Source organism: Nocardia sp. NPDC004604 (genome assembly GCF_040609795.1).
Classification (GTDB): Bacteria; Actinomycetota; Actinomycetes; order Mycobacteriales; family Mycobacteriaceae; genus Nocardia.
The window spans coordinates 17,037-31,187 of sequence record NZ_JBEXLC010000046.1 but is presented as its reverse complement, the minus strand read 5'-3'; the positions used below and the strand labels follow the sequence as shown (position 1 = coordinate 31,187).

At 66.9% G+C, this 14,151-nt stretch carries 12 protein-coding genes; 4 read left to right on the top strand and 8 right to left on the bottom strand.

Annotation, left to right across the window (positions count from 1 at the left end):
- Nucleotides 1-105: 105 nt before the first annotated feature.
- Nucleotides 106-3,723, bottom strand: a complete 3,618-nt coding sequence (gene smc / locus ABZW16_RS18460) for a chromosome segregation protein SMC (protein WP_354957112.1) — start codon at nucleotides 3,721-3,723, stop codon at nucleotides 106-108.
- Between the two features lie 269 nt (nucleotides 3,724-3,992).
- The gene (locus tag ABZW16_RS18455; protein ID WP_354957111.1) at nucleotides 3,993-4,157 is read right to left on the bottom strand and encodes a hypothetical protein; all 165 of its coding nucleotides are present in this window, start codon (nucleotides 4,155-4,157) and stop codon (nucleotides 3,993-3,995) included.
- A 278-nt stretch (nucleotides 4,158-4,435) separates the two neighbouring features.
- On the opposite strand from ABZW16_RS18455, the gene ABZW16_RS18450 reads away from it, so the two are divergent.
- The 4 genes from ABZW16_RS18450 to ABZW16_RS18435 all read left to right on the top strand — a co-directional run bounded on the left by ABZW16_RS18450 (nucleotide 4,436) and on the right by ABZW16_RS18435 (nucleotide 9,686).
- Nucleotides 4,436-5,980 carry a hypothetical protein gene (locus ABZW16_RS18450; protein ID WP_354957110.1) on the top strand — a complete coding sequence of 515 codons (1,545 nt, stop codon included), beginning with the start codon at nucleotides 4,436-4,438 and terminating at the stop codon, nucleotides 5,978-5,980.
- A gap of 223 nt (nucleotides 5,981-6,203) precedes the next feature.
- Entirely contained in the window at nucleotides 6,204-6,629 is a 426-nt protein-coding gene (locus ABZW16_RS18445) for a DUF1707 domain-containing protein (RefSeq protein WP_354957109.1), read from the top strand.
- Nucleotides 6,630-6,740: 111 nt separating this feature from the next.
- Nucleotides 6,741-7,682: an alpha/beta hydrolase family protein gene (locus ABZW16_RS18440; RefSeq protein WP_354957108.1), complete on the top strand. Its 942-nt coding sequence runs from the start codon at nucleotides 6,741-6,743 to the stop codon at nucleotides 7,680-7,682.
- Between the two features lie 39 nt (nucleotides 7,683-7,721).
- Complete coding sequence (locus ABZW16_RS18435; protein WP_354957107.1) at nucleotides 7,722-9,686, top strand: hypothetical protein; 1,965 nt, start codon at nucleotides 7,722-7,724, stop codon at nucleotides 9,684-9,686.
- A gap of 271 nt (nucleotides 9,687-9,957) precedes the next feature.
- Here ABZW16_RS18435 and ABZW16_RS18430 read toward each other — a convergent pair whose 3' ends face one another.
- The 6 genes from ABZW16_RS18430 to ABZW16_RS18405 all read right to left on the bottom strand — a co-directional run bounded on the left by ABZW16_RS18430 (nucleotide 9,958) and on the right by ABZW16_RS18405 (nucleotide 14,117).
- Nucleotides 9,958-10,407 (bottom strand): DUF350 domain-containing protein, encoded by a 450-nt coding sequence (locus ABZW16_RS18430; RefSeq protein ID WP_354957106.1) that lies wholly within the window; start codon nucleotides 10,405-10,407, stop codon nucleotides 9,958-9,960.
- A 33-nt stretch (nucleotides 10,408-10,440) separates the two neighbouring features.
- Complete coding sequence (locus ABZW16_RS18425) at nucleotides 10,441-11,604, bottom strand: glutathionylspermidine synthase family protein (RefSeq protein ID WP_354957105.1); 1,164 nt, start codon at nucleotides 11,602-11,604, stop codon at nucleotides 10,441-10,443.
- The gene (locus ABZW16_RS18420; RefSeq protein ID WP_354957142.1) at nucleotides 11,604-12,149 is read right to left on the bottom strand and encodes a hypothetical protein; all 546 of its coding nucleotides are present in this window, start codon (nucleotides 12,147-12,149) and stop codon (nucleotides 11,604-11,606) included. The genes ABZW16_RS18425 and ABZW16_RS18420 overlap by 1 nt, the downstream gene beginning before the upstream one ends.
- Nucleotides 12,150-12,471: 322 nt before the next feature.
- Nucleotides 12,472-12,762, bottom strand: a complete 291-nt coding sequence (locus tag ABZW16_RS18415; protein ID WP_354957103.1) for an acylphosphatase — start codon at nucleotides 12,760-12,762, stop codon at nucleotides 12,472-12,474.
- Nucleotides 12,762-13,229: an OsmC family protein gene (locus ABZW16_RS18410; RefSeq protein ID WP_354957102.1), complete on the bottom strand. Its 468-nt coding sequence runs from the start codon at nucleotides 13,227-13,229 to the stop codon at nucleotides 12,762-12,764. Before ABZW16_RS18410 ends, ABZW16_RS18415 begins: the two co-directional genes overlap by 1 nt.
- A 180-nt stretch (nucleotides 13,230-13,409) precedes the next feature.
- Complete coding sequence (locus ABZW16_RS18405; protein WP_354957141.1) at nucleotides 13,410-14,117, bottom strand: response regulator; 708 nt, start codon at nucleotides 14,115-14,117, stop codon at nucleotides 13,410-13,412.
- Nucleotides 14,118-14,151 lie beyond the last annotated feature (34 nt).

The following is a 14,151-nucleotide window of genomic DNA, read 5'->3' as shown; positions in this document are numbered from 1 at the left end:
AAGGCCACGATCACAACGGCTTTGTGAGCAATTCGGCCCGATCAATCGTTCGACCACCCCGTAACGGCGTGCTTCTACCTCCTGGATGTGCGCCGATTGCCCCGCTCAGCCCGCCGCCGCACCCACCGGGGCCAGATTCTCCCCGCGCAGGCGCTGACTGATCACCTGGGTAATGCCGTCCCCGCGCATGCTGACGCCGTAGAGGGCGTCGGCGATCTCCATGGTCGGCTTCTGGTGGGTGATGACGATCAGCTGACTCTTCTCGCGCAGCTGCTCGAACAGGCCGATGAGGCGGCGCAGGTTGGTATCGTCCAGCGCGGCTTCGACCTCGTCCATCACATAGAACGGCGAGGGTCGGGCGCGGAAGATGGCCACCAGCAGCGCGACCGCGGTCAGCGACTTCTCGCCACCCGATAGCAGCGACAGCCGCTTGACCTTCTTGCCGGGCGGGCGCGCCTCCACCTCGATACCGGTGGTCAGCATGTCCGACGGGTCGGTGAGTACCAGCCTGCCCTCGCCGCCGGGGAACAGTTTGGCGAAGACGCCGACGAATTCGCGTTCGACATCCTCATACGCCTCGGTGAAAACCTGCAGGATGCGCTCGTCCACCTCGGCTACCACATCCAGCAGATCCTTGCGCGCGCTCTTGACGTCCTCGAGCTGGGTGGCGAGGAAGTTGTAGCGCTCCTCGAGTGCCGCGAACTCTTCCAGCGCAAGCGGATTCACCTTGCCCAGGGTGGTCAGATCCTTCTCGGCGCGTTTGGCGCGGCGTTCCTGGGTCTTGCGGTCATAGGGCATCGGCGTCGGCGCACTGACCTGCTCACCGCGCTCCTTGGCCTGCTCGTATTCCTGCCACTCCAGATCCGATGGCGGCAGTGGCACATCCGGACCGTACTCGGCGATCAGATCCGACAGCGCGATGCCGAACTGTTCGGCGATGGTCGCCTCGATCTGCTCGATACGCAGTGCCGCTTGGGCTTTGGCGACCTCGTCGCGGTGCACCGCGTCGGTGAGCTGGGCCAGCTGGGTGGTCAGCGCCCGGGCCCGCTCCTTGACCTGCTCGACCTGGGCGGCGCATTCGGTGCGGCGGCGCACCAGTTCGTCGCGGCGCGCACCCGCTTGGGCTACAACGGATTCCAGTTCGGCGGCGACCTTCGCACCGGATTCGGCGACGGCGGCGGCGACGGCGGCGGCCTGTTTGCGCGCGGCCTGGGCGCGTTCGGCACGGGCCCTGGTCTCGCGTTCGGCGCGGGCCGCGCGGCGCAGCGAATCCGCTTTGCCGCGAACCGATTCCGCACGCTCCTCGGAGGTGCGCACCGTGAGGCGGGCCTCGACCTCCATGGATCGGGCCTCGGCCAGTGCGGCGGCGGCCTCCTCCCGGTCGCGACCCGCCGATTCGGTACCCGCCATGCCCATACCGTCGTCGACATCGGATTCGAGTTCGGTACGGCGCAGCCGTTCTTCGAGATCGGCGAGCGCCGCCAGCGCCTCGTCCCGACCCGATTCGGTTTCCGCGCGCTGACCGGTGAGCCGGTCGACGTCGGCCTGGGCGGTGCGCGCCACCTCGCCGAGCCTGCCGAGCCGGTCGTAGATCACCACCAGGGCCTGATCGGATTCGTGCAGTGCGAGCAACGCCTGGTCGCCGGCATCCTTGCGGTCGGCCTGCTCGGCCAGCGCACCGGAGAGAGCGGCCTCGAGTTCCTCCGCGCGGCGCTGGGCGGCGATCAGATCGGCCTTGGCGGTGTCGATATCGGCCTGGATCTCCAGCTGACTCGGTGCGCGATCGGATCCGCCGAGCACCCAACCGGTTCCGGTGAGATCGCCGTCGCGAGTGACCACACGCAATTCCGGCCGGGCGCGGACCAGTTCGGCTGCGGCGGCGAGATCGTCGACCACCGCGACACCGGCGGTCAGTGCGGCAATGGCGCCGCGCACGCTATCCGGGCCGTCCACCACGTCGGCGAGCCAGCGGGCCGCACCGGGCAATGCACCGTTGGACCTCAGCGAACCACCGTGGGCATCGAACACGAGCGCGGCGCGACCGCCGTCGGCCTCCTTCAGCGCGCGCACCGCGGCATGGGCGGAGTCTCCGGTGTCGGCGGCAACGGCGTCGGCGAGTGGGCCGAGGGTCGCAGCGACCGCGGCCTCGAAACCACCATGCACCCGGATCAGCCCGGACAGCGGACCGAGCAGTCCCTGTGCGCGATTCTCGACCAGCCAGGCCGCGCCGTCCTTGCGTGCCAGGCCCATGCCCAACGCTTCGATGCGGGCACTCAGCGAGGCGACGCGCTTGGTGGCGTCGCGGTCCTGTTCACGCAGTTCGGTGACGCGCTGATCGGCCAGTGCGAGCGCCTGCACCGCATGCTCGTGCTGGGCGTCCAGACCCGCCTCACCGGCCTCGAGTTCACCGAGTTCGCCTTGGACGGTATCGAATTCGGCCTGGGCCGCCTCGCCGCGCTGCCGGGCCTCACCGATCGCGACGGTCAGCCGGGTGATCTCCGCATCCACCGACTGCGATCTGGTGCGCAGGGTCTCGACCTGACCCGAGAGCCGGGCCAGCCCCTCGCGCCGGTCGGCGATGGCGCGCACCGCGGCCAGATGCGCCTGTTCGGCGGCCTTGGCGGCCTGCTCGCGTTCGGCGAGTGCGTCGCGTGCCGCCTCCAGGGTTTCGGCCGCGATCTCAACGGCCTCGCGCAGTTCGGCCTCCTCGGCCTCCACGCGGTCGGCCTCGGCCTCGAGCTGCTCGGGATCGCGGCCGCTGCCGACGGGCAGTTCGGTGTGCAGGTTGCGGGCCCGGTCGCCCGCGATGCGGATGGTGGCATTGACGCGCTCGGCCAGTGCGGACAGCTGGAACCAGATCTGTGCGGCGGCCTCGGCGCTCGGGGTGAGCCGGGACAGCTGGAACTCCTGCTGCGCCAGTGCGGCATTCGCGGCGTCGAGTTCGGTCTGCACGGTGATCTGCTGCTCGCGGGCGTAGGCCTCTTTGCTCTGCTGGCTCTCCAGCTCGTTGCGCCGGGTGACCAGATCGTCGGCGGCCAGGCGCAGGCGCGCGTCACGAAGGTCGGCCTGCACGGTCTGGGCACGGCGGGCCACCTCGGCCTGTCTACCGAGCGGTTTGAGCTGGCGGCGCAGTTCGGTGGTGAGGTCGGTGAGGCGGGCGAGGTTGGCCTGCATCGCCTCCAGTTTGCGGACCGCCTTCTCCTTGCGCTTGCGATGCTTGAGCACACCGGCGGCTTCCTCGACGAAAGCGCGGCGGTCCTCGGGGCGCGATTCCAGGATGGCGGACAGTTGGCCCTGTCCGACGATGACGTGCATTTCCCGGCCGATGCCGGAGTCGCTGAGCAGCTCCTGCACATCCATCAGACGGCAGGAGCTGCCGTTGATCTCGTATTCCCCCGCGCCGTCGCGGAACATGCGCCGGGTGATGGAAACCTCGGCGTAGTCGATCGGCAGCGCACCGTCGGAGTTGTCGATGGTCAGCGTGACCTCGGCGCGCCCGAGCGGCGCCCGGCCGGAGGTACCGGCGAAGATGACGTCCTGCATCTTGCCGCCGCGCAGCGCTTTCGCACCCTGTTCGCCCATCACCCAGGTGAGCGCATCGACGACATTGGATTTGCCAGAACCGTTCGGGCCGACCACACAGGTAATGCCCGGTTCGAAGCGCAAGGTCGTCGCGGACGCGAAGGACTTGAAACCCTTCAACGTCAGACTCTTCAGGTGCAAATTCGACGACCCTTCCGTGCGCGGTGGTCGGACATACGTCGTCCCATGGAGCGACCAGCCATGCTATCGGTGCCCCACCCTGGACACTCGTAGGGTATCGACTCGCCCCGCGATATCCAGTATTTCAATGTGCTCTGGGTTTGCTCGGGCAGGGGCTCGCGGTGGTGTGGCGGGCGATCCTGCATCAACGCCGCACCGGGCCCGCGCGGACCCTCAGCAGGTCGCCAGCGGGCAGCAAGTAGTCGATGGCTCGGCCGCTTCGATGCTGATCAGCCATCGAGCGCATTGCGGTTGGCTGTGCGGACGGGTTGCAGGCCTGGGCAGATATCGGTGCCGATGTGGAGTACTTCTCCGTTCTCGAGCCGATGTCCGATGGCTTCCGCAACCACCTCGGCGACGGCATCCACCTTGGCTGCTGTGTGTCCCGTGGACAAGCGATCTGCCGACCCGCATGGATATCGCGGACCGATATCGAACCCACGACCGTGAACAGTATGGCGGTCGAAATTCGCTGTGGCAGTGAACAACTCGGCGATAGCCGCCTGGTTCGAGCTGCAGCGATATCACCGCTGCCGACGGCCGGTTCCGCAACCTCGAGGCCGATCATTCCCGGCTGAATCAATCGGATCGCGCTTGCGCTATCGCCGAACTCCCGGGACGCATACGATCCAGTCTGATTCGCCAGGGAAACGTTCGTCGGGGAGTGCAGCGCATGCCATCGGCCAAGACCAGCACCATGCTCGGCCTGGTCCGTCATGCGACGACGCTGCGGCTGACCCGGATCGCCACGCTGGTCGCGGGCAGTCTGGTCTTTCTCTACGCATGTGAGGTCAGCCGGAAAAGCGATCTGTCCGATGTGTGGACCCAGCTCGCCATCGCCGCCGTGCTCGCCCTGACCGGCCTGATAACCGCCTGGTTCGAGGTGCGAGCCGCCGACCACGCGGTACTCCGCGCCCGCACCGAGATCCGCGGCTTCCTCATCGAATCCGATGACATATCGGTGCGTGCCCGCATCACCCGCTCCGGCGACCTGGTCTTCCACGGCCACGATTCCAGCGGCACCCACCCCGCGTACGAATGGGACTGGGCCTTCCGCGCCGGTACCTTCCCTGCCATCCGCGCCGCCCTCGGCGGCAAGGGTGACCTGCTGGAACTCCTGGAGCGCACGGTTCCGCACTGGGATCGCCGGGATCGCTACGACCCCGGCGCCTGGCTGCACAACCAGGGCATTCCCGCCGCCTTCCGCGAACGCGGCGACTCCTCCAGCCGCACCACGCGCGTCCTGCCCGTCATCGAGCCCGAAATCGCCGACCATGATCCAGACGCCCCACCGTCCGGCGAATTCTCCGGACCACAAGAACTGACGAGCACCCGACGCACCACATCGCCACACCGACGAACCCGCGCCGCAGACCACGATCGGCCCGAACGTTCGGGCCGCCGCCGCGAGCCAGCACCCGAGCAAAGCGCACCAACGCCCACGCGCCGCAGAGCCCTCGCCGACCAACACCGCCCCACCCCCTCGGCCGATGACCGCGCCGACCAACCGGCCACACGCCGCGGCGAACTCCCAGCACGAAGACGCAACCAGCCGCCGAAAACCCAGCGATACGCGCCCGCGAGCGACCGCTGGGATGCACCACTCAACGACGACTTCGACGAGCCACCCAACCCCCGCTGGCACGAACCACCTGGTGACCGTTGGGACGCACCATCGAGCGACCGCCACAACGAAGCACTGGGCGATCGCTGGGACGCACCGGTGAGCAGCGACTGGGACGCACCATCGAGCGACCGCCGAAGCGAACCATCGAGCGCCCGCTGGAATGCACCCCCGAACTCCCACTCGGATGCCCCGGCGAGTGACCGGTGGGAGGCGCAGCGGAGCGCCCGCTGGAACGAACCACCGAGCGACGGGTGGGACGTATCGCCGAGCGACCGCCGGAACGAACCCCAGGCGTCCCGCCATGCGCGATCGGACACACCCGGCTACGCGCCATCGAACGATCGCCGCGCGGACCCAGCGAACCGACGCCGCGACGACTCACCACACCCTCGCAACACCGAAACCCCAAGTGGCGGCTGGCCCGAGACATCGGACGCGCACCACCGCAACCTCGCGCCGCGCCCCCGAAACCAAAACTCCGGCGCACACCGTCATGCCCGATCCGGCGCCAATAACCCCGAATCGCCGCACACGTCCGAATCGCAGAGCCAGCGATGGACCGAACCACCCGAACGTCGTCGCCGCAGATAAATCTCGTCACCCACCGCCCGGTCCCCACATCGGCCGGGCCTGCGAACGCGGCTTGCTCGGTGGCCAACAGACCTGGGAGGCCCTGAGCCGGGCAGGCGTGGATCGGGTTCTGACATCGCACTGACGCGCTGCGCCCGAAACGGGCTTGACATTCCACAATGGAGGATGCATTCTGATTTCACCTTCCAATGTGGAATATGGATCTAGCTGTTAGGACCTGGACATGGAAATCTCGCCTGGTACTCGGGCCTCCGATGCGGAGCGCGAGAAGGTTGTGCGGCTGCTCGGGCGGCATATGGCCGATGGTCGGATCGACCTCGCCGAATACGATCAGCGTGTCGCCCGCGTGTACGAGACCGGAGTGCGCGACGATCTGCAGCTGGTGCTGTCGGATCTGCCGAAACTGCCGAAAGAGTCCGCAGTACAGAAGAATTCGACCGCGCGCTTCCCGATCTGGCAGCAGATCGAAGGCACATCGTGGCTCGGCGTCAGCGTGCTGGTGCTCGCTATCTGGGGCGCGATCTCGATCAGCGTCGGTGAATTCACCTACCCGTGGCCGATCTGGGTCATCGGCCCGTGGGGTGCGGTGCTCGCCTTCCGGATGCTGGCCGGTTTCGAATCCGGCCGATTCGGGCGCCACACCAACTGACGTGTGGTCGCGGTCAGCAGCCGGGCACTGCTCGAGCCTTCAGCCGTGCCACACGGATGATGGTGTCGCACATCGGGTTTGCGTATCGATCCGCTGTGGTATTACGGAATCGTGAGGGCTTCAAAGTATTTGGCCTCGCTCGTGAGTGTGCTGGTGGCCGGTTTTGCGATTTCTGTTCTGACCGTTCGCCCTGCCGTCGCGGCGCCGCATGTGGTCGATGAGGCTCCGCTGGATGGATCGGTATCGCGGGTGGATATCTATTCGCCCGCGATGGACCGGGTGGTGAGCAACAGGGTGATCCGGGCCGCGGGCGGTCCGGCACCGACGCTGTACCTGCTCACCGGTATCGGCGGTGGCACCGACGGCATCTCGTGGTGGGACGATACGGATGTCCGGCAGTTCTTCGCGGACAAGCATGTCAATGTGGTGATGCCGATCGGCGGGGCCTACAGCATGTACACCGACTGGCTCAGCGACGATCCGGCGGTCGGCCGCAACCGGTGGCAGACCTACCTCTCCCGGGAACTCCCCGCGGTCCTCGACCCCCGGCTGGGCAGCACCGGTCGCAATGCGATCGCGGGTGTGTCGATGAGTGCGGGATCCGCGGTCGACCTCGCGATTCAGTCACCCGATGTGTACAGCGCCGTGGCGGCCTACAGCGGCTGCCCGTGGACCTCGGACGCGCTCGGGGTGGCGATGATCAGTGCGCAGGTGATCCGCGGTGGCGCCAATCCGGTCAATATGTGGGGCGAGCTGGGCCAAGGAATTTGGCGGGTGCACGACGCATTCACCAATGCCGCCGCACTGACGGGCAAGACGATCTACCTGTCGGCCGCCACCGGCACCCCGGGCCCGATCGATGAGGGCGGGCTCGGCTTCCCGCCGATCGAGGCGATCGCCAGCTCGTGCACGGACGCGTTCGCCGACCGACTCCGCGAGCTCGGGCTACCGGTCGTCCACGTCAACCGGCCCGAAGGGTCGCATACCTGGGGTCAGTTCGAGACCGACCTGCACGATTCCTGGCCGCATCTGGCCCGCGCACTCGGCGTTTGATCGGGATTCGCCAGCCCGGCGACGCTACGGTGGGATGTCATGGACACCGTCGCCCTCCCGGAGCGCGCCGACGTCCCGTCCCCGCAGACCTCGCGAATGATCGGGCCGGTCCGGCCGGTTGTCGTCGCGGCCGGATGTCTCATCCTGCTGCAGTTGGCAGTTCGCTATTGGGTGGCCGATAGCGGTTACTTCTACTGGGACGACCTCATTCTGGTCGGCCGGGCAGGAACCTATCCGCTCTGGTCGACGGATCTGCTGCTGTACAACCACGATGGACATTTCATGCCGCTGGCCTTCGCCACGGCCTGGGTGGTGACCGCGGTGGCGCCGTTGACCTGGGCGGGGCCGGTGCTGTCGCTGCTGGTCCTGCAACTCGGGGCGTCGGTGGCGGTGCTCCGGATGCTGATCGTGCTGGTCGGCGCGCGCTGGGCGATTCTGGTCCCGCTGGTGTTCTACCTATTCTGCCCGCTGACACTGCCGGCATACGCATGGTGGGCCGCCGCCCTCAATGCGCTGCCGCTGCAATTCGCCCTCGCCTGGGTGATCGGCGATGCGGTGCGGCTGACCGACAGCGGTCGGCGCCGGTACGCGCTATCGGGGACCGTGGTGTTCGCAGTAGCGCTGCTGTTCTTCGAGAAGTCGGCAATCGTCCCGTTTGCCGCCTTCGCCGTTGCCGTACTCACCCGCCACGTCGATGGTCTCGGATCCGCGATCCGCATGGTTGTACGGCGTGGCGCGGCGCTGTGGGCCGGATCCGGTGCGGTGATGGTCTGTTGGCTGGCCGGATATCTCACGGTCGTGAATGTTTCGGCGCTGCACAGCAGTCCGGGGGAACTGCGCGAGTTGCTGCCCGGCGCAACATCATTGGGCATTGTGCCGACACTGTTCGGCGGGCCGTGGAGCTGGGAGCGCTGGCTGCCGTCGACGCCGTGGGCGAATCCGCCGGGCTGGGCGGTGGTGTTCGCGTGGGTCTGTTTGTCGGCCCTGGCGGTGCTGTCGATGCGTGCCCGGCTTCGTATCGGGCCGGTGTGGGTGGCGACGGCGGTGTATGTGCTGGTGGCCCAAGTGCCGGTGGCGCTGGCCCGCAGTGGGCCGAATACCGCGGGCGAACTGCTGCAGTCCCTGCGCTACTTCGCCGATATGGCGGTGGTGTTGACCGCGGCAGGTGCGCTGATATTGCGTGCCCGCCCGCGTGACGTGTTGCATGCCCGCCCGCGTGAGAACGTACGCGTGTTGCGTCACCAGGCGCCCGTGTTGGTTCCCGGCCCTGACGCCGACGCGCACCTCTCGCGTTTCTGGCCACGTGGCCGCGCCCGTTTGCTGTTGTCCAGCTTGTGTGGCCGCACCTACGCGTTGCGGCGCGGTCCGCGCACCACCGCCGCGCTGACGGTGCTGTTCCTAGTGAGCAGCCTCTGGTCCACAACCACGTTCGTGCGCTCATGGCACATAAACCCGACCAAAACCTATGTCACCAACGTGAAGTCGGCGCTGGCCCACTCCGACGGTGCACCCATGCTCGAACAAGAAGTGCCGTGGACCGTCCTGAATCCAACGACATACCCCCAGAATCTGACCAGCCACGTCCTCGCACCGCTCGCGTCCGCCACCACCTTCGCCGATTCGACAACACATCTGCGCATGATCACCGACAGCGGCACGATCGTCGAAGCGGCCGTCTGGTGGAACCGCAGCATCCTGCCCGGTCCGGACCCCAACTGCGGCTACCGAGTGCGAGGCCCCCAACCGACCGACATCCCGCTCGACGGCCCGATGCTCGAACACGAATGGACCGTCCAACTCAACTACCTCGCCAACCGAGACGACCGCATAACCGTCTCTTTCGAACACGGCACCCCGGTCTCCGCCCCCGTCCGAACCGGCCTGAACACCGTCTACATCCGCGTAACCGGCAGCGGCTCCACCCTCCGAATCAGTCCCCGCACCCCCGGCCTCGACCTCTGCATCGGCGTCGGCCCCGTAGGCGTCGCCTCCTACGACAACTGACCACCCCACGGCGCGTGCCTCATCTACCAGGAGCAACAGCTCCTACCACGGTATTCGCTACGCGCTTCAGCTCCGCACATAATTCGGGCCGCCTACCGTTCTCGTGCACCGAAGCCTCGAATGTCCCCGTTCCCGCTGCCAGGCCGGGCTGCGGATTCCGAGCCACCTCGAATGCGATGTCGCAGAAGTAATCCGACTGCGCCCAATACAGCTGGACCGCAGGCCGGTCGCCGATTGTCAGCGGCGTACTCGCGCGACCGGGCGGACCGAACTACAGAATGGCGAAGGCGACGACCAGACCGAGCGCGAAGTGCGCCGCCGCCACCACGAGAACTTCGGTGGTGTAGGCATCGGCAGCCAGCGCCGCACCGATATCGATGCCGAGTGCCCGCTCGATGACCCGGACCGAGATCACCTGCGCGACAATGCCGACCAACCCGTAGACGCTGGCGGCAATGAGCCCCTCGGACAGTTTGCCCGCCGAGGCGTAGGTCGCGAGCACCACGATGAGGGCCATGCTGACCATGCCCGCGGCGGTGACGATAATGGCATTGGGCTTACCCGCGGCGACCAGCGCGCGCAGTTTGCCGGGTGTGGTCAGATCGATGGCGTAGAAGCCGAAGAGCATGAGGGCCAAGCCGACAATGGCGTAGAGGATGATGGCTCCGACGCCGGTGCCGAGCGAGTTCCAGTAACCCGATTCGAGGGCAACTGCGGTCATCGTGATCCTTCCGAGGTGAGGTCGCGTGCTGGCTTATTGCGTAATGCGGTGCGGGACAAAGGCGGAGCCATCGTCGGTGATCAATCCCGCGGTCTCGCGGATGCCGAGTCCGGCCGCATTGTCACCGACGATCCAGGCACCCAGAACGGGACGCATATCGTCGAATTCCGGTAGCGGGTCCAGCAATTGGTAGACGAAACCCTCTTCGCCATAGACCCCGCCCGTCGCGGTCTCCAGCCCCGCGCCGACAATGGTCATATTCGCGCCCTCGCGCCCGAGTTTCGGCTTGCGGATGTATTCGGTGAGCTCATTGGGCTGATCGAGGTAGGCGGGCAGCAGATTCGGATGTCCGGGGTACATCTCCCACAGCACCGCGAGAATCGCCTTATTGCTGAGCAATGTTTTCCACAGCGGTTCGACCCACATGGTCTGCGGCAGACTCGCGACCACCCGCTTGCCGAAATCGTCGTCGAGCACCCACTCCCACGGATAGAGCTTGAAGATCGCATCGATCGAGCCCTCGGCCAGATCGACGAAACGCTCCAGCTCGCTATCGAATCCGACCTCCTCGATCGGCAGCGCGATGGTGTCGAATCCGGCCTCGGCGGCGGTCTCCTGCATATACGCGGTGGTGACATTGTCCTCGCCGGTGGCATCCGCCCCGGACCAGGTGAAGTGCAGTTGCGACGAGGGCAGGATGTCGCGCAGCTCGGTCCAGCGCTCGACCAGCTTCTCGTGCAGTGAATTCCACTGATCACCATCGGGATACAGCGCGGTCAGCCAGTGCCACTGCACAATTGCGGCCTCGAGCAGTGACGTCGGCGTATCGGCGTTGTACTCCAACAGTTTTGCGGGACGGCGCGCGTCATATCTCAGATCGAAGCGCCCGTAGACATGTGGGTCACTGCGCCGCCATGATTCGGCGATCGGCCCCCAACTCCACTCGGGCAGACCGAAATCCTTGTACCGCTCGGTGAGCACCACCTGCTCGACCGCATTGAGGCACATCGAATGCAGCAATTCGACATCGGCCTCCAGCGCGAGAATCTCCGACATCTCGAATTCGTAGTGCACCGATTCGTCCCAGTACGGCCGGGGCAGACCACTCGCATCCCGTCCCGGTGCGCCGTAGACCAGCCCCTGCCCTTCGATGATCTGCTGCCACCCCGCTCGTGGGGCACTCCGTACTCGCCGCATTACGAACCACCGCCGCCGCTCTTGCTACTGGTGCCGAGGCCGCCGCGGGTAACGGTGCTGCCGCTCTTGGTGGTGATCTGAGCGCCCTTGGGCTGCACCGTGGTTCCGCCCGTCGGCGGTTTGCCGACGGTATTGTTGCCGCCGTAGTAGTAGCGGTATTGGCTGCCGTTGTAGATGAATATCCCGTTGCTGAGCAGGTGCGCGCCGCCCGCCCCGGACCCGACGGCGTTCGAGGCCGTCTCGCACTGGTCGTCGGGTGTGACGATCTCCTGACCGTTCTGATCGATCACGGTGCAGTATGCGGTCACCTCGTCGGGCTTGGTCAGCGCCTTGTAGGCGAGGTAGCCACCGCCGACCAATCCCGCGACACCGACGATGGCGACACCGCCGATGAGCACGCGCTTGCGGGTGCGCTTCTTGTGCTCGGCGGCGGCCGCGGCGGCCTGCTGCGCCTCTTCGGCGCGCTTGCGGGCCTTGTCCCGCGCCCGCGCCTCGGCCACCGTCGGCGGACGAGGCTGGGTTACTCCGGACTCTTGGCGCTGGATGCTGCCCGCTCGCGGCGGTGTTCCGAACCGACGGGGTTCGGTGCCCGGCGGTACCGGTGGGGGTGTTTCTGATTCGAAGCCTGCGGAGCCGGGAGCTGCCGCAGAGTCGGCTGGACTCGGCTCTGCTCCCGCCCCGGTTGATGATGCACCGGCGGCCGGTGCCGAAGGTACGACGCCCGGTGCGGATTCCGGTGCGGCCGACCGCGATCCAGCGGCATCAGCGCCCGGCGCCGAATCGGGCGCACCGGACTGCTCCGCATCGTCTCCCGTACCCGGACCCCCCGTACTCAACGATCACGTCCCTGGGTCGTCGCACCTACCACTAACGCTCCTCGAATCCGGACAAATCGCCCCGCGGGGGTTCCCAGCTTTCCACAACCAGGTCAACCCGACCAGGTGTATCACCCGAACGCAAGAGATCCAGCAGCATTTCGCATGCGGGTCGCGGCCCCTCCGCCACCACATGCACCCGGCCGTCGCGCGAATTGGTGGCATATCCGACCACACCGAGCGCCAGCGCCCGCGAACGAGTCCACCAGCGGAAGCCAACGCCCTGCACGTAACCGTGCACCCACGCGCTCAGCCGGACCTGTTCCGGGTGCGGCGCCGCCATCACGCCTCGATATCGAAGGTCAGTGTCACCTTGGCACCCGCCTTCAGCGTCCGGCCGACGGTGCAGACCTTGTCGATGGCACGCTGGACAGTGACCAGCAACCGCTCCCGCGCCTGCTCGTCCAGGTCGCTGAGGTCGAGTTCGAACACCTCGTCGAGCTGCGGGTACACCTCGTTCTCGCGGTCGGCGTCGCCGGAGACACGAATGGTCGCGTCGAAACTGTCACCCAGCTTGCGCGCGAGCGGGACGTCCGCGCTCAGTCCGGAGCAGCCCGCCAGGGCGATCTTCAGCAGCTCACCCGGGGTGAACGCACCCGGTACGCCCTGCGATGCGATCAATACCTCGGCACCGCGCGAGCTGCGGCCGGTGTACGCCCTGGTCCCGGTGCGCTCGACCCACAGCGTGGTCGGCTCGGTCGCGGCGGGCGCGCTGGTCGGGGTCGCGGATGCGGTGGTCTGGTCAGCCATGGTTTCGATCCTGCCAGTTCCGCCTCTCCGAATATTCAGGCCATACCAGTTGGGTGCCCCTCGAGTCCCGCTCAGGTCCTGCGTCGTGTGCCTGGTCGGGTCTTGGGCGTACCCGACGAGTTACCCATGTTCTTCCGAAATCAGTTGTCATGTCGCTCGCAACAGCTGCCGCTACCGTCGCTATTCCTGGAAGCGGTACCCCATACCCGCCTCGGTCAGCAGATGCTTCGGATTCGACGGATCGACCTCGAGCTTGCGCCGCAACTGCGCGAGATATACCCGCAGATAATGGGTTTCGGTGGCATACGACGGTCCCCACACCTCGCGCAGCAGTTCACGCCGCCCGACCAGCTTGCCCCGATTGCGCACCAGCATCTCGAGCATCCCCCATTCGGTCGGGGTCAGATGCACCGGCTCACCGTTCTTGGTGACCTTCTTCGCGGCGAGGTCGACGGTGAACGAGGAGGTCACCACCACCGGATCCGCGGTATCGGTATCGGTGGCACCGCGCCGGACCGCGGCCCGCAGCCGCGCCAGCAGTTCGTCCATACCGAACGGTTTGGTGACGTAGTCGTCCGCGCCCGCGTCCAGCGCCTCCACCTTGTCGGTCGAATCGGTCCGCGCCGAGAGCACGATCACCGGCGCGGCGGTCCAGCCGCGCAGCCCGGCCAATACCTCGATACCGTCCATATCCGGCAGGCCGAGATCCAAGATGACCACATCGGGATGCTTATCGGCGGCCGCGCGCAGTGCGGCGGCACCGGTGCCCGCGGTGATCACCTCATAGCCGCGCACCGACAGGTTGATGCGCAGGGCGCGCACGATCTGCGGTTCGTCATCGACCACCAGCACCCTGGTCGACGGTGCATCCTGCTTCTTGTCGGTCATCACGACTTCCTGTGCGGTCCGGGGCAGCGGTGCT